The organism is Gilliamella sp. B14448G11 (assembly GCF_016101765.1).
GTDB classification, from domain to species: domain Bacteria; phylum Pseudomonadota; class Gammaproteobacteria; order Enterobacterales; family Orbaceae; genus Gilliamella; species Gilliamella apicola_N.
Genome location: NZ_JACFPX010000001.1, coordinates 268,866 through 287,728, shown reverse-complemented (window position 1 = coordinate 287,728; position 18,863 = coordinate 268,866). Strand labels below are relative to the sequence as shown.

Below are 18,863 nucleotides of genomic sequence, written 5' to 3'. Positions count from 1 at the left end.
ATGCTTAATTATCTTATTCGACGATTATTACTCATTATTCCTACGCTGTTTGTTATTTTAACGATTAACTTCTTTATTGTACAAGTAGCGCCAGGTGGTCCAGTTGATCAAGCATTAGCACTGATTGAAAACGGTCCAGAAGCAGGACAAGCTATTTTGCCGGGAGGTGATAATAGCGTTGTAAAATTGCAACAACCTAAAAATGAGTCAAGTTATCGGGGATCGCGCGGGCTTGATCCACAAATTGTGGCTATGATCGAAAAACAGTACGGTTTTGATAAACCAATAATTGAACGTTATTTTGAAACATTAAAAAAATATGTCATGTTTGATTTTGGCAATAGCTTTTTTAAAAGTGAATCTGTAATAGGTTTAATTATTAAAAGTTTACCTGTTTCTATTTCACTCGGCCTTTGGAGTACCCTCATTGTCTATCTTATTTCGATTCCTTTAGGGATCCGCAAAGCGGTTAAAGATGGATCGGCTTTTGATTTTTGGTCAAGTACGTTAATCATTATTGGCTATGCGATACCCGCTTTTTTATTGGCGGTGTTACTCATTGTGCTGTTTGCCGGTGGAAGTTATTGGGATATTTTCCCATTACGAGGATTAGTTTCCAACCATTTTGAGCAGCTCGATTTTTGGGGTAAGGTAAAAGATTATGCTTGGCATATCTGTTTACCGACTATTGCAATGGTGATCAGTGGTTTTGCATCGTTAACCATGTTAACCAAAAATTCATTTTTAGATGAAATCCGTAAACAATATGTCATAACCGCTAGAGCCAAAGGTCTAAGCGAACGACAAATTCTTTATAAGCATGTATTTCGTAATGCAACTTTACTTATTGTATCGGGCTTTCCTGCTGCATTTGTCGGTATCTTATTTACCGGTTCGTTACTGATAGAAATTATTTTTTCACTCAATGGGCTTGGGCTATTGGGGTATGAGGCGATCATTCAACGAGACTACCCGATTATTTTTGGTTCGTTGTATATTTTTACGTTAATCGGACTAATTGCTAAACTATTATCCGATTTATCTTATATGATAATTGACCCACGCATAGACTTTGAGGCTCGCAATTGATGACTAGTAATTACTCTATTAATCAGCAACGTTGGCAACGATTTAAACACAATCGGCGTGGATACTATTCGCTTTGGTTGTTTATGATTTTTTTTGTAATTAGCCTATTTTCTGATTTTATTGCTAACGATAAACCGATTTTTATTAAATATCAGGATAATTACTATTTACCTATTTTTCATTTTTATCCTGAAAGTGAATTCGGTGGACAATTTGATACTCAAACTAATTTTTTAGATCCGGCTGTGCAGCATAAAATAGAAGCAGATGGTTGGATTTTATGGCCTCTATTTCGTTATAGCTATAATACGTTAATTTATGATACGCCAAGCACGTTTCCAACTTCACCATCACTTTCTCATTGGTTAGGTACGTCCGATGCTGGTTTTGATGTATTGGCAAATATATTATATGGCTTTCGTATCTCTATGTTTTTTGCCATTTTATTAACACTCTTTACCACGATTATCTCAGTTATTATCGGCGCTGTTCAAGGTTATTATGGCGGCAAAGTTGATTTGATTGGACAACGTTTTATCGAAATTTGGTGTGGATTACCTGAGCTATTTGTGATTATTTTACTGGCGAGTATTTTACCCCTTGATTTTTGGTGGTTACTTGGAATAACAGTATTATTTGGTTGGATGGCTTTATCTGGAATTGTGCGTACTGAATTTTTGCGTACCCGTAATTTTGATTATATCCGTGCCGCCAAAGCAATAGGGGTCAGCGACAGCAAAATTATGTTTCGTCATATTTTACCGAATGCAATGGTTGCAACATTAACATTTTTACCTTTTATTTTATGTGGTTCAATTACGACATTAACTTCTCTGGATTTTCTAGGTTTTGGTTTACCGATTGACTCGCCATCTCTTGGTCGTTTGTTGCTACAAGGTAAAAACAATTTGCAAGCACCTTGGCTTGGTATTAGTTCATTTTTAATTATTGCAACTTTGCTATCATTGCTTATTTTTATTGGTGAAGCAATCAGAGATGCTTTCGATCCAAACAAGGGAGTGTATCGATGAGTTCTACTTTATTATCTGTTGAGGATTTAAGTATTGCTTTCAAACGTGATACACAATCACAATTGCGCGTTGTAAGCAATGTCAGTTTTAATATTGATGAACAAGAAACACTTGCTTTGGTTGGTGAGTCCGGTTCAGGCAAAAGCGTAACTGCGTTATCCATTTTACGTTTATTACGTAAAGAACAGGTGAGTTACCCAACGGGTGATATTTTATTTGCAGGGCAATCCTTGTTGCATGCACCCGATAAAGAGCTTCGTAAAATTCGTGGTAATCAAATTAGTATGATTTTCCAAGAACCGATGGTATCGCTCAATCCATTACATACTGTTGAAAAACAGCTTTATGAAGTACTTTCATTGCATCGTGGTATGCGGCCTAATGCTGCCCGTAGCGAAATATTGCAATATCTTGATCGTGTTGGAATTAAAGAGCCTAAAAATAAATTATCTGCTTTTCCTCATCAGCTATCGGGTGGGGAGCGACAGCGAGTCATGATTGCCATGGCAATTCTAACTCATCCTAAATTATTAATTGCTGATGAACCTACCACCGCTTTGGATGTATCCGTACAAGCACAGATTATTCAATTGCTTAAAGAGCTTAAAAATGAATTGAATATGAGTTTGTTATTTATTTCGCATAACCTTGGTATTGTCAAAAAGTTAGCTGATAAAGTGGCCGTTATGCAACAAGGTAGAATTGTTGAATATAACAGTAAACAACGTATCTTTTTGCGTCCTGAACATGAATATACTCAAACCTTGCTAAATTCCGAACCAAGTGGCGATCCGGTTGTTTTGCCTCAAACGCCAGGAATATTGCTTAGCGTTAACCATCTTAATGTTGATGTAATAACTAAAAAAAGGCTGTTTAGTCACGAACAAAAAAGAATTGTTGATAATGTGGGTTTGACGATACATCAAGGTGAAACAGTGGGTATTGTCGGTGAGTCGGGTTCAGGAAAAAGTACAACAGCTTTGGCTATTTTACGATTGATTAAATCTGAAGGTGAAATCTTATTTGATAGCCACCCAATACAGAATTTAACGGGTAAAAAACTGTTACCATTTAGGAGCCGAATGCAAGTTGTGTTCCAAGATCCGTTTTCGTCACTCAATCCTCGTTTTAATGTTGAGCAAATTATTAGCGAAGGTTTAGTTACTCATAAAAAACTGAGTAAAAATGAACGTGAAAAAGCGGTAATTGAAATCATGCAAGAAGTCGGTCTCGATCCTGATTTACGTTTTCGTTATCCAACCGAATTTTCTGGGGGACAACGACAACGTATTGCTATCGCTCGAGCATTAATTTTACAACCAGAATTATTGATTTTAGATGAACCAACTTCATCTTTAGATCATACTATTCAAAAGCAAATCATTGAGTTACTCAAATCTCTACAGGAAAAATATCAGCTTAGTTATCTCTTTATTAGTCATGATTTAGCACTAATATATTCAATATGTCATCAAGTCATTGTTATGAAAGATGCACAAATTGTCGAGCAAGGTTCACGAGAAAAGATCTTTTATTCTTGCGAACATGAATACACCAAAGCGTTACTGTCATTTTTAGATAAACCTCATCGCAGAGGAAGCAGAACCCTCATTCATGCTGATAAAGCTGAAAAAATAGAAAAGAGTGATCATAAAAATGATAATTCACAAAATCAAAAACAAGAAAAAAAGGTCGATTGGGAAAATGCGTTATTAATGCGCAAAAAATAGTTGTACGTAAAGCTATGGTTGAATTTAGTTCACTGTTTGCCAATGGATGAATATTTATCTCTATTTATAGGTTAGTTATGAAAAAACAAACATTACCTTGTTCTATAACACTTTGCTCATTGTTACTTTCGCCAACTGTAATGGCGTTAAGTTGTAGTGAAAATCTTACTCAAAATAGGGTTCAAGCAAATAATTATATTTTTCAAATTTTGGATTTTATTGATTTACCCGCTCAAGGAATTAAACAAGAAGTTAGAACATCAACAACAATAATTAATAATCGTAATGAGTCAACAGCTAAACAGATTCTCAATTATGATGAAAATGGATTAATTACTCAAAGCCAATATATTTTGTTCTCGGATGATAATAAACGTGTTTATTCCGAAAATTTGCAAAAAACAGCCGTTGGTTGGGAAAACTTTATTGAAGATCTGGAATATAAAACAAGCAGTATCATTCAATTTAAAACCGATGAACAAGGTAAAATCGTTGAGTCACAACAAGCAAAAAAAGCGTTAGACTTTATCTTCACTGAAACGGATAGTTACCAATATGATAGTAACAATTGTCTGATTAGCAAACAGGTACAATGGAAAGTAAAAGGGATTGATGATGAGGGTAAATTTACCGGTGTTGATCAAAATGGTACGTCATCTTATACCTTTAATTATCAACAACAGCAATTAGCTAAAGTTTTATATCAGTTCAGTAATAATACCCAAAATGAAAGTAACTTTTCATATCAATACGATAATCAATATCGCTTAACTGCAATACAATCAGCTTATCTATCGGCAAACAAAGATGAAGTGAATTATACCACTCAATTCTTAACCTTTGATGGCAAAAACGATTGGCTCACCGCGACTAAAATAAGACACGATCAAAAAAATAAACAAACTAATATTGTTAGAGAAATGACCTATTACTGATGTTTAACATTAATCAGCGTTATCCAACTGGATAACGCTTTTTATCGATTAATTATATCAAACTCTATTTTAGTTAACTTCGGACAAACAAAATATAAACGGCATGCATAGTCCATGCAAGGGCTAGCGCAACGGTAAGTATTTTTTCCCGTTTTGGATGGATATTATGCTGATGCAAAATAGTAATAATCTTCTGTAATGCGCACCAAATCGGCAATGAAATCATTAAAAATAAAAATAATTTACCCGTTTCTGTATTTACTACTTTAAGTATATAAGAACGCGTTGTTGCATTACCAAAAGGAATAATGAATGCAATTATTATCATGATGGCTGGCAAAAATATCGCAGCCCATGTGCCACCTAAAACAAATAATCCTTTTGCAAGACTTCCCTTTGAATGTGCAGTTTGAATTTCTTGATTTTTCATTGGATAAATACCATCTATTTTAAAACAAATAACACTAAGCAAATTGAAATAGCGATTGTCACTAACCATAAACCGATAGTGAATAAATAATCTTGTGCTCTCTTATTTGATCTTGTTGAAAAAATAACTTTAGGGACTAAATTAACCCAACTTATTGAATGAAAAATAGCAACTAATAATGCTAGGCAATTGAGCACAACAACAAAAGGACTACGTAAAAAAAAGATAAAGCGGTAAAACTCATCTTGTCCCATACCATTGGTATACATGCATATTACGCCATACATCAACATTAAACTGCCCCAAAGCATCGCAAAGGGAATTAATTTGTTAATGATTGAACAAAATCGAGATTGTTTTTGTGGTAAATCACTATATTCAGACTGATTACTGATATTACTTATATTATTATGTGATTGATAATTATCATTACTTTTTTTAATCATAACTTTCTCAATGTGGGTACCATTATTAGGTAGTTAACGTTTTTAGAGTTTAATTAAGTATTATAAACATTAAGCTATCCAAACCGTCAAATTAAAGTCGCACATAATATCGGCTTTTGACCTAACAACACTAGGCAGAAAGTGCGTTAAAGGTCAATAGCCATAATCTTAAAATATTGAGTTATCAAATAAATAGAAAGAATAGATAAAAAACAAAAAAATTTAAAAAAGGAAGCTAAGCTCACATTTTTTAAAATTGATATTCGTTAAAATAATAACGTTTTATCAATTTAACTTTGAGATGAAAATCCCCACGAGAGTGGGGAACGTATCTTCATTGTTGCTAACTATGATTTATCCCTATTAATATAGGGAACTATTTTTTAGCAATTTAATTATAACATATAACTAAAAGTATTTCATATTTGTAATATTATAGTTGCTAACTACTTCTTGTTTTTATTGCTTTATTGAAATTCCTATGATAAATTAAAAATGGCTAGAACATACTAACTAAGTTTATCAGTTTTGCATGTAATAACCATTATAGTTGCCACTTATGAGTATACATGTATTGCTGATATTTTCAATAATTTATCTAACTATTGACCCGAGGAGGGTAAGAATGAATTTAATAAAATATTTTTTTGGTTCAAAATATAAATTAGGTATCAGTGATAATTTTCGAATAAAAATATGGAGTTTTGAAATTAAACAGAAAATAGGTGAACATGAAACTCGATCCTATAGTTTAACTATACAAAAACAAATTCATTAAAATTTATTTTTATGAAAACAGATAAGCGGTATAAGGTAAAATACCGCTTATTATACATAAAAAAGGAGTAAATTTTGTTCTCGTTATCATTGTTAGATGAAAAATGGATTCCTGTAATACATTTTAATGGTCAGATAAGTAAAATTAAGCCCAGTCAGTTAATTGATGAAACCATTTCTGATTTAGCCTATTTTAGACCTGATTTTCAGGGTGCTGCATACCAATTTCTTATTGGTTTACTGCAAACTACTTGTTATCCCAAAAATAATGATGAATGGTTAGACTATTGGGATGAGGGGATACCACAATCACAGCTAGATAAAACATTTGAACAAGTTAAACCAGCAATGCAATTTGGTGCTGCTAAACCTGCTTTTATGCAAGACGTTACACCATTAAATGGTAATAAAGTACCAATATCTGGTTTATTGGTTGAGGCACCTGGTGAAAATGCATTAAAGAAAAATATGGATCATTTTATTAAGCGCGATTTTGTTAAGGCTATCTGTCCACATTGTGCTGTTATGGCATTATTTACTTTACAAACTAATGCCCCAGCAGGTGGACAAGGGCATCGAGTCAGTTTGCGAGGCGGAGGACCAATTACCACGTTAATAATGCCTGAGCTGAACTCGCCAACACCATTATGGAAAAAGTTATGGTTAAATGTAGTGCCACTTAATGATGATGAAAAACCACAACGCTATGATGAAACTGTCTTTCCATGGTTAAACAAAACCATAACCAGTGAACCGCCCAAAAATTTAAGTGTATATCCTGAACAAGCTAATTTTTGTCAAGCTTTTTGGGGTATGCCTCGCCGAATTGAGCTGGATTTTGAAAATATAACACAAGGCAATTGTGATCTTTGTGGAGAGGAGTCGTCCGAGCTTATTAGCCATTATCAAACTAAAAATTATGGTGTTCAATATCAAAACTGGCGGCATCCTTTATCTCCTTATCGAACGGACAGTAAAACGGGAGCACCGATTGCCATCAAAGGTCAGCCTGGTGGATTAAGTTATCGCGATTGGTTAGGAATGGTTACTACTAATGATGAGAACCAGCCAGCTCAAGTTGTTACCGTTCATGATTATCGTGACTTGGAATCTCGCGGAAAATATCACCTTTGGTGTTTTGGTTATGATTTTGACAATATGAAAGCTCGCTGCTGGTATGAACATAACTTTCCTGTCTATCCAATATTTGCTGATCCAGATAGCGATATTAAAGAGTTAATAGCACAAGCACTTGAGTTTAGTAAAGAAACGTTACCAATACTACGTAAAGCCTTGGCTAGTATCAATAAACAATCAAGTTCCGTTGATATTGCTTATTGGAAAGAAACTGAAATACCTTTTTATGAATTTGTTACACAACTTATTGAACAAAAAGATAACCCAAATGGTCGCTTTCATTTTTTGTTAGGTTGGACAAATACCTTATTAACATATATCACCCAAATTTACGATAAGGCGGCTTTTTCAAACCCAGATCAACGATTGATCGGTTCCGAAAAAATCACTACAAGAGAAAAATTACTTAAAAATTTTGAAAAAATTAAAAATATCAAAAAGATTAAAAATAATAAACCGTCTTGCATTTCATGTAGGGAGAACAGCATGTCAGATACTATCCAAAAAGAACTGATCATCTTAAATGATAACCATAAAAAGATTATTGATGAATGGTTTTCTATGTTGCAGCAACGGCAAGGTAAATTCAATGGTATTACTTATAATGGACGCAAATTGCGCGCTGATTTGCGTCGAGATTCATTATCTGAATTAATATTTTTACAAGATGGTTACACTATTTTAGCTGATAAACTTATTAATAACGACAGTAAATTAGCTCAAACGGAAGTTCATTATTATGCATTATGGATATTTGCTAATGTGGCTGCTTTTGCAGAAAAGAATAATGATAAATCGCCATTTGCTGCACAATTAAGTGAAAAAGTAAAGGGTGGCGAACGTAATTATTTATCTAAATTGCGATTTGAAAGTCTTCTTACCACTGAAACCCCTGAAGAATTTTGTCAGCATTTAATTCATGCTGTCAAGTTGCGAGGTGAAAAAGGGGTTAATCTAACTTCCCTTGCTGATGGCATCTTTTTATGGATGCAAGAGTGGGATGCACGTGAACATGGTTGGCCAGCTGAGACTAACCCGTTTAAACGCCTTTCTGTTCGTTGGGAAATGGACTACTTTTCAACTAAAAATAATACTAATACTAAGGAATAATCATCATGACTACATTTATTCAATTACATCTATTAACCGCTTATGCACCCTCAAACTTAAACCGTGATGATTTTGGTCGACCAAAAACCGCCAAAATGGGTAATACTGACCGTTTACGTATTTCGTCACAAAGCTTAAAAAGAGCTTGGCGAACCTCTGACTGTTTTTATCAATCATTAAGTGATCATATTGGCGTTCGTTCACGCCGCTTTGCTCGAGATTGGGTATATAAACCAATGGTTGATAATGGCATATCTGAAAAAATAGCTAAAGAAAGTGCAATTAAAATAGCCGGTCAGTTTGGTAAACTAAAAAATGAAAAATCACCAAAAGACCCATTGACTAATTTAGAAATCGAACAATTAGTACATATTAGTAGTAATGAACAACAAGTAATTAAACAATTAGTTGATTTATTAATTAGTGAAAAACGCGAGCCTACCGATAATGAAGTTAAATTATTGCGTAAAGAAAATAGTAGTATTGATATTGCATTATTCGGACGAATGTTAGCTGATAGCCCGGCATTTAATATTGAAGCTGCGTGTCAAGTTTCTCATGCCTTAGGCGTAAGTGCCGTAACCATTGAGAATGATTTTTTTACTGCTGTTGATGATTTAAATGATTATGATGTTGATGCTGGTTCAGCGCATTTGGGTAGCCGTGGATTTGCGTCTGCACTGTTTTATACTTATGTCTGTATCAGTCGTGATTTATTATTAGAAAATTTAAATGGTGATGAAATATTGGTTGAAAAAACCTTAAAAGCTTTAACTGAATCAGCAGCAAAAGTAGCACCAACCGGTATGCAAAATAGTTTCGCTTCACGAGCATATACTTCCTACTTATTGATAGAAAAAGGGAGCCAACAACCGCGTTCTTTAGCGGTAGCTTATTTTAATCCAATTCGTAGTCAAGATCTGGTTAATGACGCCATTACCCGTTTAGAAGAGCAACGTGATAAATTTGATAGAGTTTATGGTCAATGCGCTGATAGTCGCTATGTTCTCAATAGTGAAACAGGAGAAGGAACCCTTAGCGCGGCCTTAGATTTTGTTGCGCAAAAATAGGAGAGTCGACAAGATGATAGACCATCTTATTTTTCAGATTTATGCCCCTTTTACCTCTTGGGGCGAACATGCTGTTGGCGAAGTTCGCCACAGCAATATTATTCCCTCTCGCTCTGCTTTATTAGGATTAGTCTCGGCGGCGCTCGGAATTCGACGTGATGATAATCAGATTGATCATTTTAATCAGCATTATCATTTTGCGATTCGTCCTTTTATTGCTAATAGTAGCTGGTTTAGAGATTTTCAAACCTTTCAAGCTCCCAGAGCTAACAAAAAGCAAGTCTGGTATACGCGTTTTGATGAAATCCGACAAAACCCCCTTGATCTAGAAACTTTATTATCACAGCGTGAATATTATAATGATGTTTACTATCAAATTGTAATGTCTGAAACTGAAAATTCACCCTATAGTTTAGCCCAAATACAACAAGCATTACTTAACCCCGTTTTTCCATTATACGCAGGAAGGAAAAACTCACCTTTATCGTTGCCGTTATCACCTATCTTGTATCAAGGAACATTGAGTGATGCTTTTATTTTTGCAGACAAGCATTATCAAGAGTGTCATCGTCAAGATCCGGTTATTGATAAATTAGTAGAAAGCACTGCTGATGAATATTATTGGGAACAAATTAATCAAGAAGATCACTTTAAGGTAATTAAAATTCAGCTTCGGCAAGATCAACCAATAAGTAGTGAGCGCAGGCAATTTAGTTGCCGTCTGCAGTTTTCAGGCAAATTGAAAGGGAGTGAATAGATGTATTTTTCTCGAGTTACTTTAAAAATAAACCAACTTCCTTATGTTATGCAACAGAAAATGCAAAATTCGGGACCTTATGCAATTCATCAATGGTTATGGCAACTCTTTCCTAATCAAGAAAAACGGACCTTTTTATTTCGTGAAGAGCGAATTGGTAAAGGTTATCAATATTATCTATTATCGGAAGTAGCGCCACTCTCAAATCATCAGTTTTTTTTAATAGAAACTAAACCGTATCAACCAAAATTAACAGCTGGAATGAGATTGTTTTTTTCACTACGGGCGAATCCAGTGGTGTTTAAAAATGGTAAGCGTAGTGATGTGTTGATGAACGCTAAATATCCGATTAGAAAACAAGAGTTAAAAATAGAAACTAATGAGATAAAAATTCGCCAAAATCAAGCTGCAATAACTTGGTTAATTAAACAGAGTGAAACCAGAGGATTTTCATTATCAACCACTAACGATCAACAAGTAAATTGTGCAGTAATTAGTTATGTCCAACAGCAATTTATTAAAAAAAGTGATCTTAAACCAATTATTTACAGTAGCGTTGATTATCAAGGAGTGTTGACGGTGACGGATGCTGAATTGTTTTTAAATACCATCTATAAAGGAATTGGCAAAAGTAAAGGATTTGGTTGTGGTTTATTCTTGCTAAAACATTGTCAATAGGATTAACGGTTATGGTTTATATTCCACTTAATCCCATTCCTCTAAAAAATAGAACTTCAATGATTTTTTTACAATATGGACAAATTGATGTTCTAGATGGAGCGTTTGTATTAATTGATAAAACAGGCATTAGGACTCATATTCCAGTGGGTTCTATTGCTTGCATAATGTTAGAACCGGGCACCAGAGTTTCACATGCTGCTATCAAGTTGGCTGCAATGGTTGGAACCCTGCTCGTCTGGGTAGGTGAAGCAGGCGTCAGAATGTATTCATCGGGGCAACCCGGTGGAGCAAGATCTGACAAACTGCTTTACCAAGCTAAATTGGCATTAGATGATGATTTACGTTTAAAAGTGGTCAAGAAAATGTTTGAGTTACGATTTGGCGAACCTGCACCTAGTCGTCGTTCAATTGATCAGTTACGAGGTATTGAAGGATCGCGAGTACGTGAAACTTTTTCATTACTGGCTAAACGTTATCATGTTAAATGGCACGGAAGAAAATACGACCCTAAAGATTGGCAAAAAGGCGATACGGTTAATCAATGTATAAGTGCAGCCACATCTTGCTTATATGGGATCACCGAAGCGGCTGTTTTAGCGGCTGGCTATGCTCCAGCAATCGGATTTGTACATAGTGGAAAACCACTCTCATTTGTTTATGATATTGCCGATATTATTAAGTTTGATACCGTTGTTCCCAAAGCGTTTGAAATAGCTGCAAAAAACAAGATTGATCCTGATCGGGAGGTTCGTGTGGCCTGTCGTGAAATTTTTAGAAGCCAGAAGACATTAGCAATATTAATTCCGCTTATTGAAGAAGTTTTGTCTGCTGGTGGTATAAAACCGCCTCTACCACCTGATTATGTCCTGCCACCAGCTATCCCAGAACCTCAATCTTTAGCCGATAGTGGCTTTAGGAGCCGCTAATATGAGTATGTGTGTTGTGGTAACTGAAAATGTTCCACCTCGATTACGTGGTCGTTTAGCAATTTGGTTACTTGAAATTAGAGCCGGAGTTTATATCGGTGACATATCAAAACCAATAAGAGAAATGATATGGCAACAAATTGTTAAACTTGCAGAAGAAGGCAATGTAGTCCTTGCTTGGGCGACTAATACAGAATCAGGATTTGACTTCCAAACTTATGGTGCTAATAGAAGGGTTCCGGTAGATTTAGATGGACTAAGATTAGTCTCTTTTTTACCTATTGAAAATCAATAGGTTAACGTTCTTTAAAAAATTAAAAAAATTGGTAGATTTTTGGGGTACCAATAAATCTAAATAAAACAATTATATATATTTAGAGTGTTCCCTGTATGCACAGGGATAAACCGCCCCCGCAGTGAATCACCCCCCGAAGAAGTACGTGTTCCCTGTATGCACAGGGATAAACCGTCTGACGCAGTAGTATCTGATATTGATAATGCGTGTTCCCTGTATGCACAGGGATAAACCGCAGGAAAGATGTAAAAAAAAACCTTAGTGAAAGTGTTCCCTGTATGCACAGGGATAAACCGGCCCTGACAGCTCTTCTGCCTTGAACATCACCGTGTTCCCTGTATACACAGGGATATGTAGTTAGATTAATTAGGTAAAATAATGAAAAGCCTTTAGCTACAAGGCTATAAGCATATACTCTCCTTAAAGTCTTAATAACGTTTTAACTTTATTTCTTTACCAATATAGGCATATATTCACTTTTATATTTTTATGAATATAAAAAATCGAATGAGATTTATTAAAAATCTTAAATAGTTATGAAGTTCATTTTAAAACATGAATATTGAAAGTAACTGTTAACTAAACTAATAATCAAAAATAGCGTACAATAGAGCGTTATTAAACATATGATCATCATAAATAGTTTAGGAATTTAGCATGACAGGCAAATTTATTGTCATTGAAGGTCTTGAAGGTGCGGGTAAAACGACAGCAGTTAATACCGTTGCTCGTATTTTGAATCAATATAACATTTGCGATTTACAATTTACTCGTGAACCAGGTGGTACACCAATTGCTGAAGCATTACGCAATCTTATTAAAAATGGTTTGGATGATGAACCTTTGACGGATAAAGCCGAATTGTTGATGTTATATGCCGCTCGTATTCAATTGATTGATAATGTGATTAAGCCTGCTCTTAATGCTGATAAATGGGTTATTGGTGATCGGCATGATTTATCAACGCAAGCTTATCAAGGCGGTGGTCGCCAGTTAGATAAAGTTTTTATCACCACATTAAAAGAGCAAGTTTTAGGTAATTTTAAGCCGGATTTAACGTTATATTTAGATATTGAACCACAAATTGGTTTAATGCGTGCTAGGGCAAGAGGTGAACTCGATCGTATTGAACAACAATCATTACCTTTTTTTGAGCGAATTCGTCAACGTTATTTAGAACTGGCAAATCAAGATGAAACCATTTTTACCATTGATGCATCTAAATCAATCAATCAGGTGACAATGCAAATTGAACAGATCCTAACAACATGGTTAACACAACAGGTTACTAATGTATGATTTTAAATGATTATCCTTGGCTGATATCGCCTTATCAACAATTTGCTGAAGGAATTATACATAAAAAAACTCATCATGCGTTATTGATTAATTACCTGCAAGGAAGTGGTGAAGATGAGTTCATTAATATGGTGGCTAATCGTTTATTATGTTTGTCTGGAGAGCAATTAGAACCTTGTTCAAGTTGCCACAGTTGTAAGTTATTTATGTCCCATCATCATCCGGATTTTTACATCATAACGAATGAACAAGATAAACAATCTATTGGTATTGATCAAATTCGAAAAATTACCACTAAAGTGTACGAAAAATCCCAACAAGGTGGCAATAAAGTTATTTGGATTAAGCGGGCTGCTTTAATGACAGAAGCTGCAGCTAATGCATTACTTAAAACATTAGAAGAGCCTCCAGAAAATACCTACTTTATTTTAAGTGATGAGCATAATAGCCATTTATTACCAACAATTCATAGTCGTTGTTTTTCTTATTTTTTATCTGTACCTAAATTGGAGCAATCCATCGAGTGGTTAAAAAAGAAACATAATCAGCAAAGTAGCGATAATGAGCTTGCCTCTGCGCTGTTATTGAGCGAAAATGCGCCATTAGCTGCACTAGCTTTACTAAAACCAGAAAAGTGGCAGCAAAGAAAAGCATTTTGTGACCATTTATTACGTGTTGTACCTCATAATGATTATTGGCAACTTGCAAAAACATTTGATAATGAAGAATTTATTGAATGTATTATTTGGTTTTGTGCTTTATTAAGCGATGCATTAAAGGCAAAACAAAAAGCTGGTCGTTTTATTGTTAATCGTGATCAAGTACCATTAGTAAGATTATTAGCAACTAAAAGCAATGAAAAAATTTCTGCACTGTATGAATTATGGCTGCAGGCTAGGCGTTTATTATTGTCTGTAACAGGGCTAAATAAAGAATTAATTGTTTATAATGTGCTAGCTCAGTCTGAGATGATTAGTAATTAAGGCGTTAATATACTTTCTAAAGAACTTTCAGGTTCGATATATGTTTATAAAAGGAATGCAGTGAGTTATTTATCTATTGAATTTGGACTAATCTTTATCGTTTTTTTTGCGTTATATTGGCGGTATCGTCTTTTTCCTAAATTACAAAATAAATTACTTTTAGTTTCAAGTTATCTTATTGTGGCCAGTTTTAGCTTGCAGTTTGCGCTAATTCTTTTTATTTATACCTGTGTAATATATTTTTTCTCAATTATGATTGCCCGGTCAGATGAAAATGGTAATCGGTGGTTAATCTTGGCATTATGTTTATCAATAGCTAATTTGTCGCTGTTTAAATATTTTGATTTCTTCCGTTATGAGTTACAGGCCTTATTTAATTTCCTCCATATACCAATCGCACTACCTGTTGTAACAGTACTTATTCCTATTGGAATATCATTTTATACTCTTCATTCAGTTAGCTATATTGTCTCAGTTAAAAAAAGTGAATTACCGGTAGCTAAATTTTGGGATTTTGCACTGTTTTTATCTTTTTTCCCGAGTGTTATTGCTGGTCCAGTTAATCGTGCTAAAGACTTTTTACCTCAAATAACCACCCGTCATCCCCGCAAGATTTTACAACCTTTTAGAGCTTTTACTTTAATAATTTTATCTGTAATTAAAGTCTATTGTTTAGGCGGAATTATAAGTGAAAACTGGGTTACGCCAATTTTTGCTAATCCTTTAGAATTTAGTGTTATTGATTTGTTAGTAGGGCTTTATGGTTATGCAATTCAAATTTACTTAAATTTTTCAGGCTATACCGATTTAGTTACTGGTATTGCTCTTTTATTAGGATTCCGATTACCAAATAATTTTAACTTCCCTTATTTAGCTTGTAATTTGCGAGAATTTTGGAGCCGTTGGCATATTAGTTTATCGCACTGGATTCGTGATTATATCTATATTCCTCTTGGTGGTAATCGAAAAGGGCTTATTCGTACGCAAATTAATGTGATGTTGGCGATGTTAATATCGGGTTTATGGCATGGTGCAGGAATTAATTTTATTATTTGGGGCGCATGTCACGGAGTTGGTATTATAGCGCTTAATATTAGTGAACATTATTTTGGTCGAGGTTGGGTAACTGAGCGTTCTCCTACATTAGCTAGGTTTCTCACTTGGCATTATGTGTGTTTTTCATGGTTATTTTTTAATTGTGAAAGTTTGCCTGATGCATTAGATTATTTAACCGCATTAACACACAACTTTTTGATTGAACCAAAATATATTGTAACTTTTTTAAGTATCTACGTAGTATTTTTTATTTATCCGATATTAAAAAATATTCCAGATTGGTTTACTTTACTGATAAGTAGAATAAATCTGATTTACTTACCTATCATTTTTATTTCAGTATTATGGTTGACAATATATATTGCACCATCTGGTGTGCCAAACTTTATTTATGCTAACTTTTGATTATGATGATAACTTATTATGGAATATAAAAAATCGGTTACGAAAAACAAGAAAAAAACTTACCTGAATCTGAAATGGCAATCTCCTAATACATTGAATAAAAATACTTTCAAGCGTTCAAGAAAATTTGCTAAAAATAATGTTGTTTCTGAAATTGTTAGAAGCACTTTATCCGCTCGGTGTATTTGTGTGATTTTACTTTTGACAGCGATTGTATTGATGTCAATTTATTACAAATCAATACTTATTTATTGGCAACAAACTTATCATTCAGACCTATTAGATTCCGATACACTTGCGCAAGATGCTCTCCCTGAAGAATTAGAAAAAGATACAGGCAAAGACATTACTATCTCTCAAGATGATTTAGTCTCAGATGAAAAAGTGGTTACTGATGAATCTAATCAATCCGATGAACCCGATGAACCCGATGAACCCGATGAATCTAATCAATCTGATGAACCTGATGAATCTACTAAACCTATAGAAGCTATTGAAGAAAATCGATCCGAATCAAAAGAAATTAAACTTGAAACAAAAGAAGATATTCTAAGATTATTTAGAGACGAAAAATTACTAGAGGATGAATCACCTACATTAGCGATTATTGAACCAGACACTAAGTCAGAAACCACACAAGAAATTACGCAAGAAACAAAAAGTAATATTGAAGATAAACTTGAAGTTAAAGAGAAAACTGAAGTTAAGGCTGAAGCTGAAGATAAAGTTGACGAGAAAGTTCAACAAACATCTACGGAAGTTAAAACAATAGAAACGCAAGTGGCGGCGATAGATCAAGATGACCAACCAGAGGTTTTGCCTGAGGATGAATCATTAGTTAATGAACCAACACCAATTGTATTGACTCAAAATGATAAAGTTTTTTTTGCTGGAGACTCTTTAATGCAAGGTGTTGCACCTTATGTTAAAAAAATGTTATTCAAACAATATAAGATTGAAAGCATTGATTTAAGTAAACGCAGTACTGGACTTAGTTATCCTAAAGCTTTTGATTGGCCTAAAACGATTAATGATAAATTATCCGAAGATCCTTCAATTAAATTACTTGTCGTTTTTTTAGGTGCTAATGATCCGTGGGATTTTCCTGTCAAAGGTTATGCAACAAATGCAAGATTTAAATCTAAATTATGGGAAAAACAATATCGTTTACGTATCGCCAGTATTTTGGATCATGTCCAAAAACATCGTGTACAAGTTCTTTGGCTTGCACCACCTTGTATGCGTAAGCAAAAACTAAATGATGGTATGGTTTATCTTAATAAATTATATCAGTCAGAGCTTGAAAAAACTCAACAACATTTTCTAACAACCAATGAATTACTCGGTTGTTCATACGAAAAATTCAATAGTTTTATTGAAACGGATAAAGAAAAAATCAAGGTAAGGGTTGATGATGGTGTTCACTTTACACCTTCAGGTCAAAGAATTTTGGCAAAGGCCATTATGGAAAAAATAATTTTCAAAAAATTAGAGGATGTCCATAGTGAATAAGTTTTTAAAGTCTTTTCTGACTGTTATTTTTGTGACTTTCACTTTTGGATATGGTGTGACTGAAAGTGAAGCAACTACGGATTCTGGAATTATTGATTTTGGTGACCCAAACGCGAAGCTATTTGCTACCCGACTGAAATCATTAATGACCAATAAAAGAGCAAATAATGTTGTTAATATCACTCAATTTGGTGATTCTCATACTGCAGCTGATTTTTTTACTGGTGAATTTAGGACATTGATGCAGGGAAAATATGGTAATGCTGGTATTGGCTGGATAACACCAATTGCAATAAAAGGTCAAAGTCATGCGGCAGTGACTTGGAAAAGTAAAAATTGGGATGTGTTAAGTAGTAGAACACTGAGTAATAGGGATTTTCCTATGGGCGGCTTTATTGCTAAACCTAATCAAAATTCTGCAGTTTTACAGATTCAACCCAAATCAGATTCTAATACAGATTGGCGTGTTCAGTTAGTTTTTAAGCCTCTAAAAAATACGTCTAATTTATTTGGGCTTTATGATATTAACAATAATAGAATTAAATTTGATTATGTTCCTAAAGCCAATATTTGGCAAAGTGTATCTGTTGTTGCTAAAATGCCATTAAAAATAACAGGGCAAAGTACGGTTGAACTTGGAGGCATTTGGTTAACTCGTCATCAACAACCAGGCGTTATTGTCTCAGCAATAGCCACAAATGGGGCAAGGCAGGCTATATGGCAGAAATGGAGCCCAAGTTGGTTTAAAGAGTTATCTTTATCAAATAGTGATTTAATCATACTCGAGTATGGGACTAATGAGAGTTTTGATGAAACTTTAGATCTCAATGCATACCGAAAAAATTTAATCAATAATATACGGCTTATTCGTAAATCATTACCCAATGCCGCTATTTTAATAATGACACCACCTGATACAATGGTCAATCAAAAAGATATGCCTAAATCATTTTCGGCAATAATGAATATTCAAAAACAAGTAGCTAGAAGTGAAAAAACATTATTTTGGGATTGGCAAAATGCAATGGGTGGTAAATTTGCTATTAAAGAATGGCGTAAACGAGGTTTAGCTCGCCCAGATTTAGTTCATCAAACTTTAAAAGGTTATAAAGAAAGCGCACGAATATTTTATAAAGATTTAAATGAATTTGTACAAAAAAGATAGATAAAATTTAAGATAAAAAAAGGATAAAT

At 34.2% G+C, this 18,863-nt stretch carries 18 protein-coding genes and 1 CRISPR repeat array; of the genes, 16 read left to right on the top strand and 2 right to left on the bottom strand.

The genetic code is table 11. From position 1 onward, the window contains the following. From H3S88_RS01265 to H3S88_RS01250, 4 genes are all read left to right on the top strand, one after another. Entirely contained in the window at nucleotides 1-1,089 is a 1,089-nt protein-coding gene (locus H3S88_RS01265; protein ID WP_198226247.1) for a microcin C ABC transporter permease YejB, read from the top strand. Further along, nucleotides 1,089-2,120, top strand: coding sequence for an ABC transporter permease (locus H3S88_RS01260; protein WP_198226249.1), 1,032 nt, complete (start codon nucleotides 1,089-1,091; stop codon nucleotides 2,118-2,120). Before H3S88_RS01265 ends, H3S88_RS01260 begins: the two co-directional genes overlap by 1 nt. Next, the gene (gene yejF / locus H3S88_RS01255) at nucleotides 2,117-3,850 is read left to right on the top strand and encodes a microcin C ABC transporter ATP-binding protein YejF (protein WP_198226250.1); all 1,734 of its coding nucleotides are present in this window, start codon (nucleotides 2,117-2,119) and stop codon (nucleotides 3,848-3,850) included. The genes H3S88_RS01260 and yejF overlap by 4 nt, the downstream gene beginning before the upstream one ends. A gap of 77 nt (nucleotides 3,851-3,927) precedes the next feature. Then, entirely contained in the window at nucleotides 3,928-4,785 is an 858-nt protein-coding gene (locus H3S88_RS01250; protein WP_198226252.1) for a hypothetical protein, read from the top strand. Between the two features lie 73 nt (nucleotides 4,786-4,858). Here the strand turns inward: H3S88_RS01250 and frdD are convergent, their stop codons facing one another. Both frdD and H3S88_RS01240 read right to left on the bottom strand, forming a co-directional pair. Further along, complete coding sequence (frdD, locus tag H3S88_RS01245) at nucleotides 4,859-5,215, bottom strand: fumarate reductase subunit FrdD (protein WP_198226254.1); 357 nt, start codon at nucleotides 5,213-5,215, stop codon at nucleotides 4,859-4,861. A 14-nt stretch (nucleotides 5,216-5,229) separates the two neighbouring features. Further along, the gene (locus H3S88_RS01240; RefSeq protein ID WP_198226256.1) at nucleotides 5,230-5,661 is read right to left on the bottom strand and encodes a hypothetical protein; all 432 of its coding nucleotides are present in this window, start codon (nucleotides 5,659-5,661) and stop codon (nucleotides 5,230-5,232) included. A 625-nt stretch (nucleotides 5,662-6,286) separates the two neighbouring features. Between H3S88_RS01240 and H3S88_RS01235 the strand changes: the two genes are divergently transcribed. From H3S88_RS01235 to H3S88_RS01180, 12 genes are all read left to right on the top strand, one after another. After that, a complete protein-coding gene (locus tag H3S88_RS01235) occupies nucleotides 6,287-6,439 on the top strand; it encodes a hypothetical protein (RefSeq protein ID WP_198226258.1) in 153 nt (50 codons plus the stop codon). A 74-nt stretch (nucleotides 6,440-6,513) separates the two neighbouring features. Further along, nucleotides 6,514-8,685: a type I-E CRISPR-associated protein Cse1/CasA gene (gene casA / locus H3S88_RS01230; RefSeq protein ID WP_198226260.1), complete on the top strand. Its 2,172-nt coding sequence runs from the start codon at nucleotides 6,514-6,516 to the stop codon at nucleotides 8,683-8,685. A 5-nt stretch (nucleotides 8,686-8,690) separates the two neighbouring features. Continuing rightward, on the top strand, nucleotides 8,691-9,755 hold the full coding sequence (gene cas7e, locus H3S88_RS01225; RefSeq protein WP_198226262.1) for a type I-E CRISPR-associated protein Cas7/Cse4/CasC: 1,065 nt from the start codon (nucleotides 8,691-8,693) through the stop codon (nucleotides 9,753-9,755). Nucleotides 9,756-9,768: 13 nt separating this feature from the next. Then, on the top strand, nucleotides 9,769-10,512 hold the full coding sequence (gene cas5e, locus H3S88_RS01220) for a type I-E CRISPR-associated protein Cas5/CasD (RefSeq protein ID WP_198226264.1): 744 nt from the start codon (nucleotides 9,769-9,771) through the stop codon (nucleotides 10,510-10,512). Next, nucleotides 10,513-11,190: a type I-E CRISPR-associated protein Cas6/Cse3/CasE gene (cas6e, locus tag H3S88_RS01215; RefSeq protein WP_198226266.1), complete on the top strand. Its 678-nt coding sequence runs from the start codon at nucleotides 10,513-10,515 to the stop codon at nucleotides 11,188-11,190. It abuts the gene before it with no gap. 11 nt (nucleotides 11,191-11,201) lie between these two features. Then, nucleotides 11,202-12,119 (top strand): type I-E CRISPR-associated endonuclease Cas1e, encoded by a 918-nt coding sequence (gene cas1e / locus H3S88_RS01210; RefSeq protein WP_198226708.1) that lies wholly within the window; start codon nucleotides 11,202-11,204, stop codon nucleotides 12,117-12,119. A 1-nt stretch (nucleotide 12,120) separates the two neighbouring features. After that, nucleotides 12,121-12,414, top strand: a complete 294-nt coding sequence (gene cas2e, locus H3S88_RS01205; protein ID WP_025316428.1) for a type I-E CRISPR-associated endoribonuclease Cas2e — start codon at nucleotides 12,121-12,123, stop codon at nucleotides 12,412-12,414. A gap of 84 nt (nucleotides 12,415-12,498) precedes the next feature. Continuing rightward, nucleotides 12,499-12,771: a CRISPR direct-repeat array (repeat unit 29 nt; unit sequence GTGTTCCCTGTATGCACAGGGATAAACCG). Between the two features lie 300 nt (nucleotides 12,772-13,071). Beyond that, nucleotides 13,072-13,713, top strand: coding sequence for a dTMP kinase (gene tmk, locus H3S88_RS01200; RefSeq protein WP_198226268.1), 642 nt, complete (start codon nucleotides 13,072-13,074; stop codon nucleotides 13,711-13,713). Then, nucleotides 13,710-14,696: a DNA polymerase III subunit delta' gene (gene holB, locus H3S88_RS01195; RefSeq protein WP_198226270.1), complete on the top strand. Its 987-nt coding sequence runs from the start codon at nucleotides 13,710-13,712 to the stop codon at nucleotides 14,694-14,696. Before tmk ends, holB begins: the two co-directional genes overlap by 4 nt. Nucleotides 14,697-14,756: 60 nt before the next feature. Beyond that, entirely contained in the window at nucleotides 14,757-16,157 is a 1,401-nt protein-coding gene (locus H3S88_RS01190) for an MBOAT family protein (protein ID WP_198226272.1), read from the top strand. 18 nt (nucleotides 16,158-16,175) lie between these two features. After that, the gene (locus tag H3S88_RS01185) at nucleotides 16,176-17,669 is read left to right on the top strand and encodes a DUF459 domain-containing protein (RefSeq protein ID WP_198226274.1); all 1,494 of its coding nucleotides are present in this window, start codon (nucleotides 16,176-16,178) and stop codon (nucleotides 17,667-17,669) included. After that, the gene (locus H3S88_RS01180) at nucleotides 17,662-18,834 is read left to right on the top strand and encodes a hypothetical protein (protein ID WP_198226276.1); all 1,173 of its coding nucleotides are present in this window, start codon (nucleotides 17,662-17,664) and stop codon (nucleotides 18,832-18,834) included. The genes H3S88_RS01185 and H3S88_RS01180 overlap by 8 nt, the downstream gene beginning before the upstream one ends. Nucleotides 18,835-18,863: the final 29 nt, after the last annotated feature.